Annotated in this window: 17 protein-coding genes; 10 read left to right on the top strand and 7 right to left on the bottom strand. The window is 47.0% G+C overall.

Annotated features, from left to right (window positions below):
* Positions 1–39: 39 nt before the first annotated feature.
* On the bottom strand, positions 40–1,356 hold the full coding sequence (locus E4T80_RS01120) for a CitMHS family transporter (protein WP_047976322.1): 1,317 nt from the start codon (positions 1,354–1,356) through the stop codon (positions 40–42).
* 331 nt (positions 1,357–1,687) lie between these two features.
* On the opposite strand from E4T80_RS01120, the gene E4T80_RS01115 reads away from it, so the two are divergent.
* From E4T80_RS01115 to putA, 4 genes are all read left to right on the top strand, one after another.
* The gene (locus E4T80_RS01115; protein ID WP_135054188.1) at positions 1,688–2,623 is read left to right on the top strand and encodes a KpsF/GutQ family sugar-phosphate isomerase; all 936 of its coding nucleotides are present in this window, start codon (positions 1,688–1,690) and stop codon (positions 2,621–2,623) included.
* Complete coding sequence (gene greB, locus E4T80_RS01110) at positions 2,623–3,096, top strand: transcription elongation factor GreB (protein WP_135054187.1); 474 nt, start codon at positions 2,623–2,625, stop codon at positions 3,094–3,096. Before E4T80_RS01115 ends, greB begins: the two co-directional genes overlap by 1 nt.
* Positions 3,097–3,418: 322 nt before the next feature.
* Positions 3,419–4,927 (top strand): sodium/proline symporter PutP, encoded by a 1,509-nt coding sequence (putP, locus tag E4T80_RS01105; protein WP_135054185.1) that lies wholly within the window; start codon positions 3,419–3,421, stop codon positions 4,925–4,927.
* 105 nt (positions 4,928–5,032) lie between these two features.
* The gene (gene putA / locus E4T80_RS01100; protein WP_135054183.1) at positions 5,033–8,635 is read left to right on the top strand and encodes a bifunctional proline dehydrogenase/L-glutamate gamma-semialdehyde dehydrogenase PutA; all 3,603 of its coding nucleotides are present in this window, start codon (positions 5,033–5,035) and stop codon (positions 8,633–8,635) included.
* Positions 8,636–8,716: 81 nt separating this feature from the next.
* On the opposite strand, the gene pfkA is transcribed toward putA, so the two are convergent.
* The 4 genes from pfkA to fbp form a co-directional block, all read right to left on the bottom strand.
* Positions 8,717–9,682 (bottom strand): 6-phosphofructokinase, encoded by a 966-nt coding sequence (gene pfkA / locus E4T80_RS01095; RefSeq protein ID WP_135054181.1) that lies wholly within the window; start codon positions 9,680–9,682, stop codon positions 8,717–8,719.
* A gap of 245 nt (positions 9,683–9,927) precedes the next feature.
* Entirely contained in the window at positions 9,928–11,073 is a 1,146-nt protein-coding gene (lldD, locus tag E4T80_RS01090; RefSeq protein WP_135054179.1) for an FMN-dependent L-lactate dehydrogenase LldD, read from the bottom strand.
* A 255-nt stretch (positions 11,074–11,328) separates the two neighbouring features.
* The gene (locus E4T80_RS01085) at positions 11,329–12,924 is read right to left on the bottom strand and encodes an ABC transporter substrate-binding protein (protein WP_135054177.1); all 1,596 of its coding nucleotides are present in this window, start codon (positions 12,922–12,924) and stop codon (positions 11,329–11,331) included.
* A gap of 154 nt (positions 12,925–13,078) precedes the next feature.
* Positions 13,079–14,080, bottom strand: coding sequence for a class 1 fructose-bisphosphatase (fbp, locus tag E4T80_RS01080; RefSeq protein ID WP_135054175.1), 1,002 nt, complete (start codon positions 14,078–14,080; stop codon positions 13,079–13,081).
* Positions 14,081–14,199: 119 nt separating this feature from the next.
* On the opposite strand from fbp, the gene mpl reads away from it, so the two are divergent.
* The 6 genes from mpl to E4T80_RS01050 all read left to right on the top strand — a co-directional run bounded on the left by mpl (position 14,200) and on the right by E4T80_RS01050 (position 21,559).
* Entirely contained in the window at positions 14,200–15,561 is a 1,362-nt protein-coding gene (mpl, locus tag E4T80_RS01075) for a UDP-N-acetylmuramate:L-alanyl-gamma-D-glutamyl-meso-diaminopimelate ligase (protein WP_135054173.1), read from the top strand.
* Positions 15,562–15,686: 125 nt separating this feature from the next.
* Entirely contained in the window at positions 15,687–16,580 is an 894-nt protein-coding gene (locus E4T80_RS01070) for a Fe(3+) dicitrate ABC transporter substrate-binding protein (RefSeq protein ID WP_135054171.1), read from the top strand.
* Positions 16,581–17,567, top strand: a complete 987-nt coding sequence (fecC, locus tag E4T80_RS01065; protein WP_135054169.1) for an iron-dicitrate ABC transporter permease FecC — start codon at positions 16,581–16,583, stop codon at positions 17,565–17,567.
* The gene (gene fecD / locus E4T80_RS01060; protein ID WP_135054166.1) at positions 17,567–18,562 is read left to right on the top strand and encodes a Fe(3+) dicitrate ABC transporter permease subunit FecD; all 996 of its coding nucleotides are present in this window, start codon (positions 17,567–17,569) and stop codon (positions 18,560–18,562) included. Before fecC ends, fecD begins: the two co-directional genes overlap by 1 nt.
* Complete coding sequence (gene fecE, locus E4T80_RS01055) at positions 18,559–19,329, top strand: Fe(3+) dicitrate ABC transporter ATP-binding protein FecE (RefSeq protein WP_167740679.1); 771 nt, start codon at positions 18,559–18,561, stop codon at positions 19,327–19,329. Before fecD ends, fecE begins: the two co-directional genes overlap by 4 nt.
* A 109-nt stretch (positions 19,330–19,438) precedes the next feature.
* Positions 19,439–21,559 carry a TonB-dependent hemoglobin/transferrin/lactoferrin family receptor gene (locus tag E4T80_RS01050; protein WP_135054162.1) on the top strand — a complete coding sequence of 707 codons (2,121 nt, stop codon included), beginning with the start codon at positions 19,439–19,441 and terminating at the stop codon, positions 21,557–21,559.
* 33 nt (positions 21,560–21,592) lie between these two features.
* Here E4T80_RS01050 and uvrC read toward each other — a convergent pair whose 3' ends face one another.
* Positions 21,593–23,428 carry an excinuclease ABC subunit UvrC gene (gene uvrC, locus E4T80_RS01045; protein ID WP_135054160.1) on the bottom strand — a complete coding sequence of 612 codons (1,836 nt, stop codon included), beginning with the start codon at positions 23,426–23,428 and terminating at the stop codon, positions 21,593–21,595.
* A 64-nt stretch (positions 23,429–23,492) separates the two neighbouring features.
* A complete protein-coding gene (gene pgsA / locus E4T80_RS01040) occupies positions 23,493–24,041 on the bottom strand; it encodes a CDP-diacylglycerol--glycerol-3-phosphate 3-phosphatidyltransferase (protein ID WP_135054158.1) in 549 nt (182 codons plus the stop codon).
* Positions 24,042–24,124 lie beyond the last annotated feature (83 nt).

The raw sequence follows: 24,124 nt of genomic DNA, 5'->3' as shown, positions 1-24,124 counted from the left end.
ATGTTTTGCCTATTTCCGCCTTCCAAACCACCGCTTGTGCTAAATAATCCCAAGCAAGATTGCACCACCGAGTGTCAGCAGTGAAATGCCCCAAATCCAAAAGAATGAATAGCGGATATGTTGCCCCATTGAGAGTTTAGCCAGCCCTAACCCCATCCAAAGCGCCGGAGAAAACGGGGAAACGAAAGTGCCGACAATGCTGCCGATCATCATTGCGTAGCCTGCCGAAACAGAGGGTACACCGGCTTGCTGAGTGATATGCTCTACCACTGGAAATAAGCCGAAATAGTAAGCGTCCGTACTAAATACTAATTCTAGCGGCACGCCAAGAGCACCAATCACAATATGAAGATGCGGAATTAAGCTATCCGGCAGAATTTTGACTAAATCGGTTGCAATCGAAGTGAGCATTCCCGATTCCCGTAATACCCCTAAAAATGTGCCGGCAGCTAAGATAATACTTGCCATCATTATCGCTCCGCCGGCGTGGGCATTGATGCGTGCAAGTTGTTCTTTCGGATCGCGGAAATTGATCAAAAGTGCCAAAACAACGGCGATCATAAATACATAGCCGGAAGGTAAAATGGCAGAAACTAACACACCTAAAGTGATAATGAATAACGCCAAGTTAATCAGAAAAAGCCCTTTCGATTGTGCTTTAGGGCTTTTTTGCGCTAAATTTTCCTGTGTGCCGACGCTGGCATCAAATGTTACGTCATACAGACTGTCGCCATATTCTTTCGCAATACGCTTTTTCTCTTTTAAACCGAGAAGAATCGCTACCATTAAGGTAACACCAATCCCGATGCCCTGTACTGCCATTAAAGGTTGATATAGCTCAGCAACATCTTTGCCTAATATACTGGCAATCCGCCCTAAAGGCCCGCCCCACGGCAACATATTGATAATACCGGCACTGGCTGCCAACAGTAAAAAGAGTAAATAGGGGTTAATTCTTAGCCGTTTATAGAGCGGTAAGAGCGGCGGAACGACCAGTAAGAAAGTCGATGCACCTGCACCGTCTAATTGGGCAATGGTAGAAATAATCACCGTGCCGACCGTTACCGCTACTACATTACCGCCGGTCAGCCGAATCAGTTGGTTTATCATCGGGTTAAACAAACCGACATCGTTCATTATGCCAAAAAAGATGATGGCAAAAATAAACATAATGGCAATTTGTACTACCGATTTCGTGCCTGCTTGGTAAAATTTCGTTAAATCCGCCACGGAAAAGCCGGCGAGAAACGCACCGATGACCGGGATTAACACTAAAGCGACAACCGGCGAAGTTTTCTCTGTCAGTAATAATAAGACGATGGTAAAAATAATCGCTAATCCGATTAACGTAATCACAGTTTTCCTCCTGTTGAATCAGTCTGTTCAAATTAGGCGATATTTTGCACATTGAAAAGGACTTCTTTTCACATTTGAGAACAAGATCACAACTTTTGATTAACAATTTACAAAAAATAGACTAAAAGCAACCGCTTGTAAGCATAACATTACAATGTTTTGAGAAATGCTATCGGTTCTATACTCACTTTATCTAGTTGTTTTTTTTATACTTATTCAATTAGTAGGATTTTTGAAAACGTAAATATTTTCATCAAAAGGCAGCCTCTATTTCTGCTTTTGCTAAACTAGCGTATAATCGTGCGAGTTTGTTATAGCCTAAGGATTTATTATGTCTCACCTTTCCAGTGCACGCACAACGCTTAGCCTCTATGCCGCTGCGATTGAACGGTTAAATCAACATCTTGATCAACGCTTTGATCAAGCGGTCGAAATGATCTTAAATTGTGCAGGACGTGTCGTGGTGGCGGGAATCGGAAAATCGGGACTAATCGGCAAAAAAATGGTGGCAACTTTTGCATCAACAGGAACACCGAGCTTTTTTCTCCACCCGACCGAAGCCTTTCACGGTGATTTGGGAATGCTCAAGCCGATCGACATTGTGATCCTCATTTCTTATAGTGGCGAAACTGATGACGTGAACAAACTCATTCCGAGCCTGAAAAATTTCGGTAATAAAATCATTGCAATGACAGGCAATGTCAATTCAACGCTTGGTCAGCACGCAGATATTTGCCTAGATATTAGTATTGAGCGGGAAGCCTGCCCGAATAACCTTGCGCCGACGACTTCCAGTCTTATCACAATGGCGCTCGGTGATGCGTTAGCCATTGCCTTGATTAACGCTCGTCAGTTCAAAGCGGAAGATTTTGCCCGTTTCCATCCGGGTGGTAGCCTTGGACGTAAATTGCTCTGCCGTGTGCGTGATGTGATGCAACGCAAATTGCCGGTTACATCGCCAGACAGCCAATTTAGCCAGTGCCTTGATGTAATGAATGAAGGCAGAATGGGCGTGGCATTAGTGATGGAAAATGCCCAATTACTCGGCATTATTACCGATGGTGATATTCGCCGTACCCTTGCCAAATTTGGGGCGGAAAGCCTAAACAAAACGGCAGAGCAAATGATGACGCGCCATCCGAAAACCATTTTAGAAACAACTTTCCTTGCTCACGCCAAAGCCTTTATGAAGGAAAACCATATCCATTCATTGATTGCCGTCACGGAAAACGGCACGGTCTCCGGTATTGTGGAGTTTGCAAGTTAATGGCAAAAACAAACTATATCACCCGTAGCGGCTGGCAGGCATTGGATCAAGAGCTTAAATTTCTCTGGAAAGAGGAACGTCCCAAAGTAACACAAGCGGTATCCGATGCGGCAGCGTTAGGCGATCGTAGTGAAAATGCCGAATACATCTATGGTAAGCGCCGTTTGCGTGAGATCGATCGACGTGTCCGCTTTCTGACTAAACGGCTTGAAGTGTTGCAAATTGTCGATTATCACCCAAGCCAAAACGGTAAAATTTTTTTCGGCGCTTGGGTGGAGCTGGAAAACGAACAAGGCGAAACCAAACAATACCGAATTGTCGGCTGCGATGAGTTTGATCCGGCAAAACACTGGATCTCAATTGATTCTCCCGTTGCCAGAGCGCTAATTGGTAAACAGGTTGATGACGAAATTCTCGTTACCACCCCATCGGGTAAAACCCGCTTATATATCAATAAAATTTGGTATGATTAACCCTAAAATGACCGACTATTAAGAAGCGGTAAAATATCGCAATATACCCAAATCCTACATACGTTTTCTAATTGCGACTCAATATTCTGACGAAAGTCAAACCTTTTAACCGCCTAGGTTAGCCCCTTTTCAAAAATAGTGTTATCTACATCACAAATTTGTTAAAAAGATGTAACTTCATATAATGCTTTTGCGATATACTCATCAGCCATTCAGGGATAATGCGTAAATTATCATCGCTTACGGCTCGCCCAATTTTCAGTAAATGATTTTCTGATATAGTAAGTTTTTGACATTCATTAGAATAAGAAGGAGAAACCCTATGTTTGGTTTTGACCCAACCACAACCACCTTTCTGATTTATATTATCGGAATGATCTCAATAGGCTTTATTGCTTACCGTTTTACCAATAACTTTTCGGATTATATTTTAGGCGGGCGAAGTTTAGGTAGCTTTGTAACCGGTTTATCCGCCGGTGCGTCCGATATGTCCGGCTGGCTGTTAATGGGGCTGCCCGGTGCGGTTTATGCGGCAGGGTTGGTTGAAGGCTGGATTGCGATTGGCTTAACCGTGGGCGCGTATTTAAACTGGCTATTTGTTGCAGGTCGTTTGCGGATGCACACCGAATACAATGCAAACTCGCTCACCCTACCGGAGTACTTCCATCACCGCTTTGGTGATAATACCAAAATCCTTAAAATTGTCTCTGCTGCGATTATCCTGTTCTTCTTTGCCATTTACTGTGCGTCAGGGGTCGTTGCCGGTGCAAGATTATTTGAAAATTTATTTAATGTGCCTTATAGCACGGCACTTTGGTACGGCGCATTAGCCACGATCATCTATACCTTTATCGGCGGCTTTTTGGCGGTTAGCTGGACGGATACTATCCAAGCCACGCTAATGCTGTTTGCGCTGTTTTTAACGCCGATTTTTGTTCTTATTCAGCTTGGCGGCTTTGAAGAAACCCACCAAGTCATTGTTGCTGCCGGGAATGCGGTAAATAAAGATTTTACCGACCTGTTTACCGGCACGACCTTTATCGGTTTACTGAGCTTATCGGCTTGGGGGCTAGGCTACTTCGGTCAGCCACACATTTTGGCACGCTTTATGGCAGCGGATAGCGTCAAAACCATTCCGAACGCCCGCCGTATCAGTATGACGTGGATGATCATCTGTCTTTTCGGGGCGGTCGGTATCGGCTTCTTTGGTCAAGCCTACTTCTTTGCTAATCCGGCGCAAGCTGCGGTAGTTAATCAGAACCACGAACAAGTCTTTATTGAACTTGCCCGTATTCTATTTAACCCTTGGATTGCAGGCATCTTGCTCTCTGCCATTTTAGCGGCGGTAATGAGTACCTTAAGCTGTCAGTTACTGATCTGTTCCAGTGCGATTACCGAAGATTTTTACAAAGGCATTTTACGCCCGAAAGCCTCGCAAAAAGAGTTAGTCTGGTTAGGTCGATTGATGGTTTTAGCCATTGCAGTATTAGCGATTGTCTTGGCTCAAGATCCGAACAGTAAAGTATTAGGTCTTGTGTCTTATGCGTGGGCAGGCTTCGGCTGTGCCTTTGGGCCGGTAGTAATTTTATCGCTGTTCTGGAAACGAATGAACGTAGCGGGTGCAATGGCAGGAATGCTTACCGGCGCATTGGTGGTCGTGTTCTGGAATACATTAGTGCCGAATAGTGGTATCTACGAAATGATCCCTGGCTTTATTTTAGCCACTGTTGCAATCATTATCGTATCGCTAATTACCCCTGCACCACGCAGCGAAATTAGCGAGACCTTTGAAAAAGCAAATAATGCTTACAAAGACGCAATGAAATCTTAATCGTAAAGACGGTTCGCCTTTCGGCAGCCGTCTTTTTTATCGACCGTGCAAGCGGTCGGATTTTCTATTTATTTTGTCAATCCTAGTTTATGTAAGGGAAACATTATGTCATCAACTTATCAACTTCTGCCGGCGCAAACGGCTATCCGTCCATTGATCAGCGAGCATTATCGCATTGATGAAGAAAGTTTGGTAAAACAACTCGTTGAGCAAGCCCGCACCTATGAGTTTGCATCGGAAATTAAAGCCTTAACCGAAAAACTGGTCGGCAAGGTACGCACCGCCCGTAAAAAAGCCAGTGGGGTTGATGCCCTGATGCACGAATTTTCCCTTTCTAGCCAAGAAGGTGTGGCGTTGATGTGTTTGGCTGAAGCGCTACTAAGAATCCCCGACCAAGCCACTGCCGATAAATTGATCCGAGATAAAATTGCCAAAGGCGATTGGAAAGCCCACACCGGCAATAGCCCATCGTTATTTGTGAATGCGGCGGCTTGGGGATTGGTGGTAACCGGCAAATTGGTCTCCACCCATAGTGAAAACTCCCTTTCATCGTCCCTGTCCCGCCTAATCGCCAAAGGCGGTGAGCCTTTAATCCGTAAAGGAATGGACGTCGCAATGCGTTTGCTCGGTAAACAGTTTGTTACCGGCGAAACGATTCAAGCCGCCCTCAAAAACAGTGAAGCCCGCTTCAACAAAGGATTCCGCTACACTTATGATATGCTCGGCGAATCGGCTTTCACCGAAGAAGATGCCAAACGCTATTTCGACGATTATGTTGCCGCCATTCACGCTGTGGGGGCCGTTTCCAAAGGGTTGGGCGTGCATAATGCCTCCGGTGTGTCGGTGAAACTGTCCGCCATTCACCCCCGTTACAGTTTGGCACAACACCAACGGGTAATGGATGAACTTTATCCACGCCTAAAAGATCTGTTTTTACTGGCTAAACAATACGATATTGGGCTTAATATTGATGCGGAAGAAGCCGACCGCCTCGAAATTTCCCTTGATTTAATCGACAGATTACTCGCCGATCCGGATTTAGCCCATTTTAACGGTATCGGCTTTGTAGTACAGGCATACCAAAAACGCTGCCCGTATGTGATTGATTACCTTATCGAAAAAGCCCGAGCCAACCAACGCCAGCTGATGATCCGCCTTGTGAAAGGCGCTTATTGGGATACCGAAGTTAAACGTGCGCAAACCGATTGTGCCGAAGGTTATCCGGTCTTCTCCCGCAAAGTGCATACGGATTTAAACTATGTGGTCTGCGCCAAAAAACTGTTGGCGGCGCAAGATGTGATTTACCCGCAATTTGCCACGCATAACGCCCAAACGCTTGCGACCGTTTATCATTTGGCGAAGGGCAAACGCTTTGAGTTCCAATGCCTACACGGTATGGGTGAGACCCTCTACGATGAGGTGGTCGGCAAAGAAAATCTTGACGTCCAGTGTCGGATTTACGCGCCGGTCGGTTCTTACCAAACGTTGCTCGCCTACTTGGTACGTCGCTTACTCGAAAACGGAGCAAACAGCTCTTTCGTCAATCAAATTGTGGACGAGAATATTCGCATTGAAGATTTAATCGCCGATCCGGTGCAAAAGACGCTCAGTACCGATTGCACAATGCACCCGAAAATTCCATTGCCAATCAACCTATTCGGCGATCAACGCCAAAACTCAAAAGGGTATGATTTAACCGATGCCGTGCATCTGCGTGCTCTGGAGCAACATCTCAATCAATTAGCCGGCCAACACTATTTTGCCGCACCACAACTAGCGGACGTGCAAGCACACAATGGTGAAGTCCGCCGTGTCTATAACCCGGCGAAAACGAGCGAGATGGTGGGCGAAGTGATTGACGCAACTGCAACGGACGTTGCGACAGCGCTCGATCGGGCGGAACAAGCACTTGCAGAATGGCAGCAAACATTGCCGAGTGAACGGGCAGATATGCTGGATAAAATGGCGGAGCTAATGGAAGCCAATATGCCACAGCTCTTTGATTTAGCTGTTCGGGAAGCCGGCAAAACCCTCAATAATGCGATTGCAGAGGTGCGGGAAGCGGTCGATTTCTGCCGTTATTATGCAAGAGAGGTACGTTTAAATCCGGAAGGTTTCCAGAACCCTCGTGGCATTGTGGTTGCAATTAGCCCGTGGAACTTCCCACTGGCGATTTTTGTCGGCGAAGTTTCCTCTGCGTTAGTTGCGGGTAACGTTGTGTTGGCAAAACCGGCGGAACAAACCTCGCTAATGGCAAATTATGCGGTCAATTTATTCTATCAAGCGGGCGTACCGAACTATGCGTTGCAGTGCTTGCCGGGCAGCGGTAAAACAATCGGGGCGGCGTTAGTGCAAGATCCGCGAGTGAACGGCGTGATTTTCACCGGCTCAACGGATACCGCCAGACAGATCAACCGCCATTTGCAAAAAAATGAACGTATCGTCCCGCTTGTGGCGGAAACGGGCGGGCAAAACGCAATGATTGTGGACAGTTCTGCATTGGGCGAACAAGTGGTTGCCGATGTGCTAAATTCCGCCTTTGATTCTGCCGGTCAGCGCTGCTCTGCGCTACGAGTACTCTACTTACAACGTGATGTGGCGGATCATATCCTCACAATGCTCAAAGGCGCAATGGCGGAACTTAAAGTCGGTAGCCCACAACAACTGAACACGGACGTTGGGCCTGTGATCGACAAAATTGCACAACAACGCTTACTCGACCATATTGACAAAATGAAGAAAGTGGCGAAATCCTGCTATCAAGTGGAGATCGATGCACAAATCGCCCAAAACGGCATTTTTGTGCCGCCGACATTATTGGAAATTGACCATATCAGCCAGCTCAAACACGAAGTCTTCGGGCCGGTATTGCACGTTATCCGCTTTGACGGTGATAAACTTGCGCAAGTAATGGCGGACATCAACTCAACTGGGTTTGGTCTCACCAGTGGCTTACATAGCCGGATCGATGAAACGGTCGATCTCTGGCTTAACCAAATCCACGCAGGCAATTTATACGTTAATCGTAACACTGTCGGGGCGGTTGTCGGCGTTCAACCTTTCGGCGGAATGGGTCTGTCCGGTACAGGACCAAAAGCAGGAGGCCCGCTTTATTTACAACGATTGGTCAATCGCCGTGAGTGGACACTGACAGGTTTAACCGGTGAAACTGACTTGAATATCAAACCGTTTATCGAACAGTTAAATACGGTCAGCAATAATGATTTTCAAAATACGGTGGCGTTGGCAAAACAGTTAGCTGCCCAATCGCCGTTGGGTAAAGTGTATAAAATGCAAGGGATCACCGGCGAATCCAACTACCTGCAATTTGTTGCCCGCCCGCTGATTTCGATCGGCAAAGGCAGCCTTGAACAGCAACTTAAAGCCTTAGCCGCGATTGTAGTATGCGGTAGCAAAGCGGTGGTGCAAAAAGATAGCCCGCTTGCCCAATATGGACGGCTGCTCACCGATTACCTTGAGGTCAGCGAAGATTTGAACCAACTCACACAACTGAGTGTAATGATTGTGCTTGACCAGATCGACGAGGCACAAAAACAGCATTATGCCGAACGTTCAGGTGCGATTTTGACCTATATCGACAGTCTCGATCTGGCTCTCTCACTGTTCCCATTGGTACACGAAAAAGCTATCAGTATCAATACCGCAGCCGCCGGCGGTAACGCCAGCTTAATGAGTGAAATGGATTAATCCTAAAAAACAAGCGGTGCGATTTGCCCCATTTTTTGCAAATCGCACCGCTTTTTTTAAGCTCTGATTGATCGTGTCAAATTAGAATAACTTTCTCGACACTTCAAACAATTCCTCTTTGAATGGACGGCGCATTGTATTGATCGCTTCAATAATATCGTGATGCACCAATTTTTCGTTTTGAATACCCACACAGCGACCGGCGTGCCCGGCTAATAATAGTTCTACCGCATAAACCCCCATACGAGAGGCTAAAATACGGTCGAATGCACAAGGCGCACCGCCACGTTGCGTATGCCCTAGTACGCACGCACGGGTTTCGTGTCCGAAGGCTTCCTCAATTTCTTTCGCTAGTGCGTAAACGTCCGTCATCATCTCGGTAATCGCAATAATGGCGTGGCGCTTGCCTTTTTTGAAGCCCTCTCCAATGTTACGCATCAAGGATGCCTTATCAAAGCCTTTTTCCGGCACAATGATATATTCGCACCCGCCTGCTAATGCCGCATTGATGGTCAAATCACCGCAATGACGCCCCATAATTTCAACAATAGAGATCCGTTTATGTGAAGTAGAGGTATCACGCAAGCGGTCAATTGCCTCAAGCGCCGTTTCTAATGCCGTTTGGTAGCCGATCGTATAATCCGTGCCTGCCACATCATTATCAATCGTTCCTGGCAGTCCGATACAGGCAATACCGTGTTCTTCGGTTAATAATTTTGCGCCCATAAACGAGCCGTCCCCGCCAATCACCACTAACGCGTCAATCTCATATTTCTTCAACGTTTCTACGCACTGTTTACGCACTTCCGGATCTTTAAACTCTGGGAAACGTGCCGAACCTAAAAAAGTACCACCACGGTTAATCACTTCAGAGACAGAACGGCGTTCAAGTTTTACGATTTTATCGTGGTACAAACCGTAGTACCCGTCTAAAATCCCATACACTTCCAAGCCTTCCGTCAGCCCCGCACGCACAACCCCGCGGATTGCCGCATTCATACCCGGTGCATCACCACCACTTGTTAAAACAGCGATTTTTTTGATCATAAAAACACCTATCTTGAAATAATTAAAATTTTAAAATAAATCGAAAAACTCTGCGAAGATTACCCTATAACGTAGCCGTGTTCTAGTGGAAAATGGAGAAATTTACGATTTTTTGATCTAATTCTGAAAAGTGGTTAAGGGGATAATATATTCGGCTTAATAGCTTCAAGGCTATTACAGCGCTCTTCAATGGGTAACTGAAGTAACAAGAAAAATAGGGCGAAATCGCCCTATCCGTTTTATACTTAAATTTTGCTGAGATCAACCAGCGCTTCTCGAGTGATGTCGCTGATTTTTTGATTACTGGTGAGAGTCATCGCTACCCGCATTTCTTTTTTGAAAAGCTCGAGCATATTTTCTACACCGGTTTGACCCGCAGCCCCAAGGGCATAGACAAAAGATCGACCGAGCATACACGCATCAGCGCCTAAGGCGATCATTCTGACAATATCCAAACCGTTGCGGATACCGGAATCGGCGAGAATTTTAATATCCCCTTTCACCGCATCAGCAATTGCCGGTAAGGCTTTAGCACTGGACAATACCCCGTCTAATTGGCGACCGCCGTGGTTGGACACCACAATACCGTCCGCCCCAAATTTCACCGCATCTTTGGCATCTTCAGGATCTAAAATGCCTTTAATGACCATCGGGCCGTCCCAAAACTCACGAATCCATTCCAAATCTTTCCACGAAATAGAAGGGTCAAAATTCTCTGTCAGCCAGCCGATATAATCGTCCAACCCAATCTGCTTGCCCATATAGTGAGACACATTACCAAGGGTGTGTGGCTTGCCCTTGATGCCGACATCCCACGCCCAAAACGGGTGAAGTGCCCCTTGGATTACACGGCGGATCTCTTTATAAGGTCCGCTCATACCGGAATGCATATCACGGTAGCGAGCCCCCGGTGTCGGCATATCGACGGTAAAGACCAGGGTTGAGCAACCGGCTACCTTAGCGCGTTCAAGCGCATTTTTCATAAAACCGCGATCTTTTAAAACGTAAAGTTGAAACCACATCGGGCGTTTAATGGCAGGCGCAACTTCTTCAATCGGGCAAATAGACACGGTCGAAAGGGTGAAAGGAATGCCTTTGTTATCCGCCGCTTTCGCCGCTTGCACTTCACCGCGGCGAGCGTACATTCCGCACGCTCCAACGGGGGCAAGAATAGCCGGCATCGACAACGTTTCACCGAACAGTTCAATATCGGTACTCAACTGCGACATATCTTTTAACACACGTTGGCGTAACGCAATATTTTCCAAATCGCTGACATTACGTCTTAATGTTTGCTCCGAGTACGAACCGCCGTCCGCATAATGAAACATAAAAGGGGGCACACGACGGCGTGCCGCTTTCTGATAATCGTTGGCAGATGAAATAATCATTAAAAAACACCTCGTTAAATCTGCTTTTTATAAAATGAGCAGGTGGAATGAAAGGTTTTAAATTTAATGCAAACTATTTCCATTTGCAAATTTAATTGGTTTGAATAAGAAGATTTTGTTGAAAATGTGAGAAGGATCACATTATAAAAAGGTATATTTGCATTGTAAGCGGTGAGTTGCTTAGGTTTTTTTCCAAAAAAGATAGGGACACGGTTTCCCCTGTCCCTGTTCTTTGCAGCTCGATTTTGTGAAAAATTAATCCACCACTTTAGTGCCGTAGAAATAGGAATAGCCGAACGGGCTTTGCTTGTAATCTTGCACCCGTTTGCTCATTGGAGCAAAGCTGATTGAGTGAGCCACATTGATCCAAGGGGCTTGCTCTTTTAGTAACACTTGGGCTTGTTCGTACAATTTGCTACGTTCGGTTTTATCCGATAAAGCAACCGCCTTACTGAGTAATCCGTCTAATTCGGCATTCTTGAAGCGGGCATAGTTACTGTTACCGACATTTTCGCTCCCAAATAACGGAGAGAGGAAATTATCCGGATCGCCGTTGTCGCCCGACCAACCGTATGTGCCGGCGGTCAATTCACCCGCTTTGGTGCGTTTGATATAATCGCCCCACTCATAGCTCACCAATTTTGATTTAACGCCGACTTTTTCCCAGTCGCTTTGGATTAACTCTGCCATACGGCGTGGGTTGGGATTAGAGGCTCTCACCACCGGCTGAACCCAAATTTCCGTTTCAAAACCGTTTTCAAAGCCGGCTTCTTTCAAAAGTGCTTTCGCTTTTTCCGGATTATATTCATAGCCCTCTATAGCATTGTTATAGCCCCAAATGGTAGGCGGCAGCGGGTTTTTAGCTGCCACGCCCGCCCCACGATAGACAGCATCAATAATCGCATTTTTATCCACCGCATAATTGAGTGCTTGACGGACTTTTAGATTATCAAACGGTGCTTTTTCGGTGTTAAATGCAATATAGGCAATATTTAAACCGGCTTGGGATAACAACTGAATTTTCGGATCGGTTTTCATTTTTTCCAAATCGGCAGGATTTGGGAAATCCATCATATCGCAAGCCCCCGCTTGCAATTTGGCATAACGCGCGGTGGCATCCGGCACAATATCGAAGATCAAGCGGTCAATATCCGCTTTGCCTTTCCAATAGTCTTTGTTTGCTAAAAAGCGAATGCGTTGATCAAGCTGATAACCGGCAAATACAAACGGCCCTGTGCCGATTGGCGTAGTATCTAGCACTTCCGGCGTGCCGGCTTTCATTAAAGCGTCCGCATATTCAGCGGAATAAATGGAGATAAAATCCATTCCCAAGCTGGCAAGGAAAGTGGCATCTTGGTGATTTAAGGTGATTTTCACCGTGTGATCGTCCACTTTCTCGACCGATTTCAGCAATTTCGGGAATTTCATTGCATTGAAATACGGATAGGTCGCTTTAGACACATTGTGATACGGGTGTGCTTTGTCTAGCTGACGTTGGAATGAGAAGATCACATCATCGGCATTAAAATCACGACTTGGGGTAAATTGTTTGTTGGAGTGGAATTTCACCCCTTTGCGTAGTTGAAAGGTATAGGTTAGCCCGTCATCACTGACCGTCCAACTTTCCGCCAATGCCGGTTCAATATCCGTTGAACCGCGTACAAACTCAACCAAACGGTTATAGACCTGTTGGGAGCTGGCATTATAGGAAATCCCGTCCATCACTAAAGCAGGGCTGAAACCGGTCGGTGAACGGCTGACACAGTTCACAAAGGTTTTATCCGCCGCCTGTGCGACACTTGAAACAAACAGTGTGGCTGCGATTAACGAAAGTTTGGTAGTCAATTTCATAGAGAACCTCCGATTAGGATTCGGGCTAAAAAGAAAAATATCGGCGAAAGATACCGATTATTCCACTTAAGGTAAAGAACAAAAGGTAGGCTATTATGCTAAAAAGCTATAAGACCGCCAACGCAAGCGGTCTGTTTTGCCTCACTTTTTGCTATTAGCGAAAGGCAGCCATTAACTCGCCGGCTTTTTGCACCATTGCACTTGATCCGACGAAAAACGGCACACGCTGGTGTAGCTCGGTCGGCTTTATATCCAAAATCGGATTAAAGCCATCCGTTGCCATTCCGCCCGCCTGTTCGGCTAAAAACGCCATTGGATTGCCCTCGTAAAGCAGACGGAGCTTGCCTTTCGGGTAGCTGGTGGAAGTCGGGTAAATATAAATGCCGCCTTTGAGTAAATTACGGTGAAAATCCGACACTAATGAGCCGATATAGCGTGAAGAATAAGGGCGTTTCGTGGCTTTATCTTCCTCTTGGCAGAACTTGATGAACCGTTTCACGCCTTCAGGGAAGGTAACATATTGCCCCTCGTTAATGGAATAATATTTGCCTTCAAACGGCATTTTCATATTCGGGTGGGAGAGAATAAACAAACCTAACGACGGATCATAGGTAAAACCGTTTACCCCATTTCCGGTGGTATAGACCAGCATTGTTGATGAGCCGTAGGTAACATAACCCGCAGCCACCTGTTTACGCCCCTCTTGCAAGAAATCCTCAAGGGTAACGGGTGTGCCGATCGGCGAGACCCGTTTATAAATGGAAAAAATCGTACCGACCGACACATTCACATCAATATTAGACGAACCGTCAAGCGGATCGGTCATTAAAATATATTTGGCATTGCGTCCCCGTTCCGTATCAAAGGCAACAAACGTATCGTCCTCCTCCGAGGCAAAACCAGCAACATCGCCACGGGCGATCAACGCTTTTTTCATCGTTTCATTGGCAAAGACGTCCAATTTCATTTGCGCTTCGCCTTGAATATTTTCATCGCCGGATACGCCCAAAATATCCTGCGTCAGCCCCGCCCGATTGATATCACGGTGAATAATTTTGGCGGATAAGCGGATTGAGGACAAAATACCGCTTAATTCACCCGTTGCACCGGGGTACTCTGCTTGTCGGTCTATAATAAACTCGCCCAATGTTTTCATTTTTTTGCTCCTTATTAGCTATTCGGCAGGCTTTGTTTTATTATACCCGCCAATTTGAAAACACTTTGTCGGCAAAGTGTTATTTTGTGAAAGAGATCACATTTTTCATTGAGGTCATAATGAAACAGCAACATATTCATATTCTCGGCATTTGCGGCACATTTATGGGCGGGGTGGCAATCATTGCCCGAGAGCTTGGCTATAAAGTTACCGGCTCGGACACCAACGTGTACCCGCCGATGAGTACGTTTTTGGAAAAAAGCGGGATTGAGATTATCCCGAACTACGATATTGAGCAGCTCCAACCTGCGCCGGATATGGTCATCATCGGCAATGCAATGCGGCGGGGTAATCCCTGTGTCGAGTACGTCCTTGATAACCAACTGAATTTTTCCTCCGGCCCGCAATGGCTACACGATCATCTCCTCAAAGATCGCTGGGTCCTCGCCGTGTCCGGCACACACGGCAAAACCACCACAACGGGAATGTTAGCGTGGATTTTTGAACAAAGCGGGATCGATGCCGGCTTTTTAATCGGTGGCGTGGCGGGGAATTTCGGCATTTCTGCCCGTGCCGGTTCTGCACCGTTTTTTGTGATTGAGGCAGATGAATACGACAGTGCCTTTTTCGACAAACGCTCTAAATTCATTCATTACTCCCCAAAAACCTTGATTATCAATAACATTGATTTTGACCACGCCGATATTTTTGACGATTTGAAAGCCATTCAACGTCAATTCCATCACCTTGTCCGCACAATGCCGCAAACGGGGCTAATCCTGTCCGCCAGTGCCGATCAAAATGTACAAGATACACTTGCAATGGGCAGTTACAGCCAACAACAGTTGATCGGCAAACAAAATGAATGGTATGCCGAACCGCTGAAAGCCGATTGCTCTGCATTCACGGTTTATCATCAACAACAAAAAGCGGGGGAAGTCGATTGGCAATTAGTGGGTGAACACAATATGCACAACGGCTTAATGGCGATTGCCGCCGCCCATCACGCCGGCATAGACATCGCAAAAGCGTGCCAAGGGCTGAATAGTTTTATCAACGCAAATCGGCGTTTGGAAGTCAAAGGCGAAGTCGGCGGCATCACCGTATATGATGATTTTGCTCACCACCCGACCGCAATTCGTGCCACACTTGCCGCCCTACGGGGTAAAGTCGGCAAACAGCGGATTCTTGCCGTGTTAGAACCTCGCTCCAATACAATGAAAATGGGCGTTCACAAAGCAGAAATTGCCCCCTCTCTCACGGAAGCCGATATGGTCTTTGTCTTCCAACCGGACACTATTCCGTGGCAGGTGAGCGATATTACCGAAGCATTACCCCAGCCTTCGTACAGCAGCGACAATCTCGAACAATTTATTGAACTGATTGTGCAACACGCACAGCCAACAGATCACATTTTAATAATGAGTAACGGCGCTTTCGGCGGCATTCACGCCAAATTGTTACAAAAGTTGGCAAAATAGGAACTGCAAGCGGTGAGATGTTGGCAGAAATAGACAAATTTTGCCAACATTACAAAAAAGAATTATTCTCAATAACAAAAGTGCGTTATAATTTGGTATCTTTTGTTTTGAATAGGAAAACAGTGATGTCTAAATTATGTCAATCTCTTTTCGCTGTCTCTGCACTGATATTCAGCGGTTTTGCCTCCGCCGTAACGGTTAAAGATCAAAAGGGCGAATTCAGCTTAGCGCAAGTGCCACAGCGCGTAGTGGCATTGGAGTATTCTTATGTCGATGCGTTAGCACAAATCGGCGTTAGCCCTGTCGGTGTGGCAGACGACAACGACAAAACCCGTATCTTGCAGCAGGTACGGGATAAAATTCAGCCGTGGCAATCGGTCGGTACACGTTCCCAACCAAGCCTCGAGGCGATTTCAGCACTCAAGCCGGATTTAATCATTGCCGATGAAAACCGCCATAGTGGGGTGTATGAAGAACTGAAGAAGATCGCCCCGACAGTTGTATTTAATTCCCGCAATGAAAATTACCGTGAAAACCTTGAAACCGCCCAAAAAATTGGTGATTTACTCGGTAAATCCGAGCAAATGCAAGCACGCATTGCGCAGCATCAACAGCGGATAAGCGATATCGCTAAGCAATTATCAAAAGGATACAAAACAATCATCGGCATTTCTCGTGAAACGGAATTTCGTTTATACAATAATGAATCCTATGCCGGCGGTTTAGTCGAAGCCTTAGGGCTTACAATGCCGAAAGCCCCTGCCGATAACAAGCCAAGTGCGTTGGTCGGTTTAGAGCAAGTCGTGGCGGAAAAACCAGAGCTAATGATTATTACCCACTACCGTGATGAAAGTATTGCGAAAAAATGGCAAAACGAAGCGCTGTGGAAATTGATTCCGGCGGTAAAACAGCAACGGATTTTAACCGTGGATAGCAACCTTTGGGCAAGAGCAAGGGGGATTGAAGCAGCGGAACTAATGGCACAGCAGCTCCAAACTTTTTTGACAGACACAAAATAGATGACGTTTTTGCTACGTTGGGCTTTCCCGATTATCGTCTTACTGTTGCTGATATGGGGAAGCCTGTTTCTCTATTATCCCACCCCGATTTCAGCTTTGGAAAGCCTCAGTATTTTTGGACAGGAAGCGGATGAAATCGTCCAAATCACCGTCTTTGATCTCCGTTTACCCCGTGCATTAACAGCGGCAGTAATGGGGGCAAATTTAGCCGTTGCCGGCGCACTGTTGCAAACTATCACCCGCAACCCGCTTGCATCTCCCTCGCTATTAAGCGTCAATGCCGGCGCCAGTTTGGCAATGGTTATTGCTACCGCTGTGTTGCCGGCAAGTTTTCGCCATTACAGTATTGCCTTGATCGCCAGCCTTGGCGGCGGTCTGAGCTGGTTACTGGTAATGATGATTAGCGGTGGCTGGCGGTTGAATGCAAATCGTCAGCGGGTTATTCTAGCGGGCATTGCGGTATCACTATTCTGTACTGCATTAACCAAATTAGTCATCATCATTGCCGAAGATCACGCCGCCAATATTATGAATTGGCTGGCAGGCGGTTTAGCACACGTTCGTTGGGGTGAATGGCAAGTGGCATTCCCTTTCTTTTTACTCACGGCACTCTTTAGCCTGCTATTTGCGAGCCGATTAAACTTACTCCATTTAAGCGATGAATCGGCACAAACACTTGGGGTAAATTTATCCCTAATCCGTTGGTTGAGTAATATCGTCGCATTGCTGATTGTCGGGTCAAGCGTTAGCATTGCCGGCCCGATTGCTTTTATCGGCTTATTGATTCCCCATCTTGCACGTTATTGGATAGGTTATGATCTACGCAAAGCATTACCGATCACAATGTTGTTCGGCGCAAGTTTGATGCTGTTTGCCGATATTGTGGCACGCGCGGTCAATTTTCCGAGTGAGATCCCCGCCGGCGCCATTTTAGCTCTGCTCGGAGCGCCGATTTTTATCCTATTTGCACGAGGAAAACAGATATAATGGCAAACACGCGGTCAGTTCGGCGTACTTTTTTGCAAAAAAGCCTCTACCTTATCTGCCTGCCGATATTATTCGGGCTGATAATCGCAAGCCTTCAATTCGGCACGGTGAGCCTATCTTGGCGAACCCTTTTTGACATTGTACAAAACCCCGATCACCCTTACGCTTTCACCTTAATGGAATACCGTCTTCCCCGCACGTTACTGGCCGTTGTGATTGGTGGTGCATTAGCAGTTTCAGGGGTTCTCATTCAAAGTATCGTCAGAAATCCGCTCGCCTCACCGGATATTTTAGGCATTAACAGTGCTGCAGGGCTAGTTGCCGTGGCGTGCTTACTGTTCTTCCCTTCACTTGATTTCTACTGGCTACCAATATTCGCCTTTATCGGCGGCTTAAGTGCTTTTTTATTACTTTGGTGGCTATGCGGACGCCATTTTCGTTCCATAAAAATGGCGATTGTCGGCGTGGCACTGGCGAGTTTATGGGTCGCCCTCAGCCACTATCTGATGCTCTCGTACCCAATGGATATTAACGCCGCAATGTTATGGCTGACCGGCAGTTTGTGGGGGCGAAGTTGGAACTATGTCTCGGTTGCCGTACCGCTCCTCTGCCTATTATTGCCACTGAGTGTAGTATTTTGTCGAGATTTGGATACCTTATCCTTAGGCGAACAGAAAGCCGCCAGCCTCGGCGTATCATTGCAGACAACGCAAATAGCCGTTTTGCTCTTGGCGGTTGCCCTCGCAACTACGGCGGTTGCTGTCTGTGGTCCAATCAGCTTTCTCGGTTTAGCCGCTCCGCATTTGGCACGTTATCTTGTGGGCGGACGACATAGCCGCTTACTTCCGACCGCCTTTTTATTGGGGGCGATATTACTACTGTTGGCGGACATTTTAGCCCGTGTCATTGCTCCGCCTATTGAGCTTCCCGCCGGTATTCTTACCGCTATTTTGGGTGCGCCCTACTTTTTCTATTTACTGATGAGAATAAAATAATGCTTGCCGTTACCGATCTTCAACTTGCCTATCAAGAGACCACTATCGTCCCTAACTTGAGCATTACCTTTCCGAAAAATCAAATTATTGCGCTACTAGGGCCGAACGGCTGTGGAAAATCCACACTATTAAAAGCCCTCGCACGTTTACTCAAGCCAAAATCAGGGCATATTCGCTATCAAGCGGTCGATATTTGGCAAAAATCTGCAAAAGCCTATGCGAAAACCCTTGCCTTTCTACCACAACGGCACATCGTACCGGAAGGGATAAGCGTCAAAGAGCTGGTTTCTTTCGGACGTTCGCCCTATCTTAATATGTGGGGACGGCTCAGCCTGCAAGATGAGGAGTTAGTTGAACAGGCTTTGGCTGCGACCCAAATGGCGCAATTTGCCGATTATCCGGTGATAAGCCTTTCCGGCGGTCAGCAGCAACGAGCCTTTTTGGCAATGGTGCTGGCACAAAATACCGAGATTATTTTGCTGGACGAGCCGACCACCTATTTGGATCTCAGCCATCAAGCCGAGCTAATGGCAATGATGCGTACCTTACAGCAACAGGGCAAAACGGTCATTACCGTGCTGCACGACCTCAATCAAGCCTGCCGTTATTGCGATCATTTGGTTGTGCTGAAACAGGGGGAATTGATTAAGCAAGGCATGCCGCAGCAAGTGATGAGCGAACAGCTACTGAAACAGGTATTCGATCTGGATGTCGAAATTCACGCCGATCCCGTCAGCCACACACCGATGTTTGTGTTTAAATCATAGGCTTGTCGGCATTACTTAATTAAAATAATGAGAATTGTTATCAATAACATTGAGTTTTATATTTATTCCTCTATAATCCACGCAATATTCTTCATATTTAGGATCACCGATGAAATTATCTAAAATTTACAGTGCCGTGTTTATTGCGCTTTCCCCACTAGCCTTGGCAGAAACCGCTCAACAAGCGGTTCAATTGGATGAAGTTCACGTCATTGCAGGGCGAGATCCGAGCCAATGGGCAGAGTATGCCAATCCCAGTGAAAGCATCAGTAAAAATGCCTTACTTGCCCGCCAGCCGACCAGCGTTGCCGATGCGTTGAAATATTTGAATAACCTTGACATTCAGGGCGGTGCAAGACCTCTCGCCCAAAAGCCGACCATTCGCGGTATCGGCGGTAATCGGGTTGTACAGGTGATCGACGGCGTACGCCAAAATTTTGACTTGGAACATCGGGGATCTTATTTCCTACCACTCTCACTGGTGCAAGAGCTTGAGGTAATCAAAGGGCCGGCAAGCAGCCTATGGGGATCCGGTGCGCTGGGCGGCGTGGTGGCAATGCGTACGCCGACTGCCTTGGATCTGCTCAAAGCCAACCAAACCGTTGGGGCAAATCTGCGTCAGGGCTATCAATCCGCCAACCGCCTCAGCGAAACGGAAGGTTCGGTATTTATGGCAAATGATCGCTTTGATGCCTTACTCGCCGGCTTTTATCACGATGCGGACAATCTGCGCCTCGGTAAAGGAGAGAAACAACCAAATTCCGCCTACCGCCAAACGGGCGGATTAGCCAAACTCGGTTGGCAAATTGACGATAGCAATCGGCTGGAATTATCCCACCGTTTGAGCAAAGCAAACCAAGTTGCCCCAAGTAACAACGAATTAGCTTCGGAATTTACCTTTGAAGCGCTCACGCAGATTATCCGAAACTGCCATACCAACCCCGCAGCCAGTTGTGATATGACGAAAATTTACGGCGAACTCGGCAGTATCTCCTATTTGACCCGTCAGCAAATCACGGATCAAAGCAGCGTGCTGAATTACTATTTTAATCCGAAAGATAATCCGTATTTCAACACCCAATTCACTTTATACCGTAACAGTACCCTTGAAAAAGAGGCTCGTCTTAACAGCGATATTCGAGACCAAACCAAACTCACAACCAAAGGCTTTAACCTGCGTAATACGTCCGACTTAAACGGCGCTATCTTCACTTACGGGGTGGATTACTATCAAGATCACGCCAGAACCGAGCGTGGCAAAAATGCAACAGATGCGTACCGAGCAGATCCTTACAATGTCAAATCCACCGTTACCGATGCTTATTTGCTTGCCCATTTTCCGTTGTTTGAGCAACGCCTTATCCTCTCGCCAAGCGTACGCTACGACCGCTACAAAACGACTAATCGGCAAGGCGAATACGCCAATACACAGGACGACCGCTGGTCTCCGGCAGTGGCATTAACGTGGAAAACAACGCCTTGGTTAGATCTCAGTGCGCGTTATACGGAGGCGTTCCGTGCACCGTCCATTCAAGAACGCTACTCAAGCGGGGCGCATTTCGGCACGGCAATGCGTAATCGCAGTGCAATCAATCACTTCCTTGAAAACCCGAATTTACAGCCGGAAACGGCTAAAAATAAAGAGCTTAATGCCAACTTGCATTTTGAGAATGTCTTCCGTGAGCAGGATAAATTGAGCTTAGAGGCAACCTATTTCCAAAACGATGTAAAAAATCTCATCAATCTGGAGGTATATAGTAGTAACCCCCGCTCACCGTTCCCGAACATTTCCCAATACCAAAATGTGGCGAATGTCCGTCTGCAAGGGGTCGAATTAGCCGCAAACTATGCAACCGAGCGTGTTAGCCTACTTGCTCACTATGCCCAAACCCACGGCAAAAACCGCTCCAACCACGAAGCACTTGCCAATGTACCGGCAGCCAAATTCGGTGTTGCTGTGAATTATGCCGTCCTTACGGATAAGCTCGATCTCGGCGCTCGCATTACCCGCTACCAAGCCCAAAAACGCGTACCGAGCCAGTATGCCACCCATTACCGTGGCTATACGCTTACCGATCTACAAGTCGGCTATACGCCAATGGGGAAAAACGGGGCATTACGTTTTGATGTTGCGGTGGAAAACCTGTTTGATAAACAATATCAACCCGCGTTCAGCCTAATGGAAGGCACAGGGCGGAATATCAAAGCCAGCGTCAATTACAGCTTCTAATATCACTCATAAGGCACGCAATGCGTGCCTTATTCAACTGTTTTGCAAGGTATCAAAAATCACCTCTGCCAAGGCGTTAGAAATGCCCGGGACGGATTGAATTTCCGCCAATGTTGCCGCCTTAACCCCCTGCATTCCGCCAAGGTATTTCAGCAGCGCTTGGCGACGTTTTGCGCCCACGCCGGCGATCGACTCCAACCCGCTTTCCGTAAAGGCCTTCTGCCGTTTTTTACGGTGTCCGCTGATGGCGTGATTGTGGGATTCGTCCCGAATATGCTGAATTAAATGTAACGCAAGGCTGTCGGGCGGTAGGTGGATTTCTTTGTCCCATTTGCTGATGAGCAAGGTTTCCAAGCCGGCTTTACGTTCCACGCCTTTCGCCACACCAATCAAGAGCGGCTTGGTTTTATCCCACGCCACATTTAAGTTGGCAAAGGTCTCCAATGCTCGATTGAGCTGCCCTTTGCCACCGTCAATAAAAATAATATCGGGAATTTTTTCCGGCGGTAACGGCTTGTTGTAACGTTTGAGCAGTGCCTGTTCCATTGCGGCATAGTCATCGCCTCCCGTAATGCCTTCAATATTGAAGCGGCGATAATCGGATTTTAACGGGCCGTTTTCATCAAATACCACGCAAGAAGCGACCGTTTGCGCACCCATTGTATGGCTAATATCAAAGCACTCCATTCTGGTAATTTTGGGCAGACAAAGCACCGCTTGTAAGTCTTGATAGCGAGCCTGAATCCGACTGTCTTGCTTGAGCTGCAAGGTTAATGCCGCCATTGCATTGGTTTTGGCAAGCGCAAGGTAACGGCTTTTTTCGCCCCGCACTTTGACTAAAATACTCACTTTATGACCCGCTTGATCGCTCAATACCTGCTCAAGTGCCACCGCTTCGCTGACAGGGTGATCGATCACAATTTGATGCGGAATGGTGCGGTGTTGGTTCATCTGCAAATAGAATTGCCCGATAAAAGTATCGCTCAACTCGGCAAGCTCCGTATGGCTCGGTACTTTGGGGAAATAACTGCGATTACCCAGCACTTTACCCTGACGAACAAACAAAATATGCACGCACGCAATGCCGTGTTGATAAGCGATCGAGATAATATCCAGATCGTCTAGCCGCTCGTTAGAGACAAACTGCTTCTCCGTTACTGCTCGTACTTGCTGAATTTGATCACGGAAACATGCCGCCGCTTCAAAATCCAGATCCGCCGCTGCCTGTTCCATTTTGGCGATCAAATGTTCGATCACCTGCTGATCTTTCCCCTGTAAAAACAGCCGCACAAATTGCACCTGCTGCGCATATTCCGCCTCGTTCACATATCCCTCAACGCAGGGAGCAAGACAACGCCCGATTTGGTATTGCAGACAGGGGCGAGAACGGTTTTTATAGTAGCTGTCTTCGCATTGGCGTATCGGGAAGAGTTTTTGCAGTAAATTGAGGGTTTCCCGCACAGCAGAGGCATTCGGATAAGGCCCGAAATACTCGCCCGCCACCTTTTTACTGCCTCGAAAACTGCTCAAACGAGGGTGGGTATGACGTGTCAGCAAAATATAGGGGTAGGATTTATCGTCTCGCAGCAACACATTGTAGCGGGGCTGATTTTCCTTGATGTAGTTATGTTCCAGCAGTAAGGCTTCCGTTTCGGAATGGGTCAGCGTGGTGTCAATATGGGCAATATGCGCCACTAACGCTTCTGTTTTACGGCTGGCTAAATTCGCCCGAAAATAGCTTGCCAGCCGTTTTTTCAGATCTTTTGCTTTGCCGACATAAATGATCGTGCCTTTGTCATCATACATTCGGTACACGCCCGGGCTGTGCGGTACATCGGCAAGGAATTGTTTGGCATTAAACTTGGACATTGTTTATGTTTGAACGGAAAAGACCGCTTGCAAGCGGTCTGAAAATAGGGATTTTTGGCAAAATTTAGGATTTCAATAAACTGCCTTTGGACGCTTTAAGGTATTGCAACATTGACCAAATGGTCAGAAACACCGCCACATAAAGCAGGATAAAAGCTAAAATTTCCATTAGATGACTTTGCCGCCACAGTAAACCGCCGAGCGCCAGCATTTGCGCCATTGTTTTGACTTTCCCCCAAATGGAAACGGCAACATTTGCCCGCTCGCCCAGCTCCGCCATCCACTCCCGCAAAGCAGAAATAATTATTTCACGGGCAATCATAATGCCGGCTGGAATGGTGATCCACCAAGTATGGTAAAACTCCACCACCGACACCAACGCAATAGCAACCAACACTTTATCCGCCACCGGATCTAAAAATGCCCCCAAGCGGGTGGCTTGGTTCCATTTTCTCGCTAAATAACCGTCAAACCAATCGGTAATAGAGGCAATAAAGAAAATCAGCGTGGTGATTTCCGGTGCGTAGGACAACGGCAGATAAAACGCCACAATAAACAGCGGAATTAACGCTACCCGAAAGAGAGTGAGATAAGTCGGAATATTCAGTTTCATTAGCGCAGTCGGCTCGGCGGTCGAAAAATCGTGCCGCCATTCTATTAAATGCGGCGAAAATAAGAAAGAGCAAGCGGGGAGAT

Origin of the sequence: Muribacter muris, assembly GCF_004569585.1 — a bacterium.
Taxonomy (GTDB): domain Bacteria; phylum Pseudomonadota; class Gammaproteobacteria; order Enterobacterales; family Pasteurellaceae; genus Muribacter; species Muribacter muris.
The sequence above is the reverse complement of the archived record's forward strand: the minus strand, read 5'-3'. Positions and strand labels throughout refer to the sequence as shown.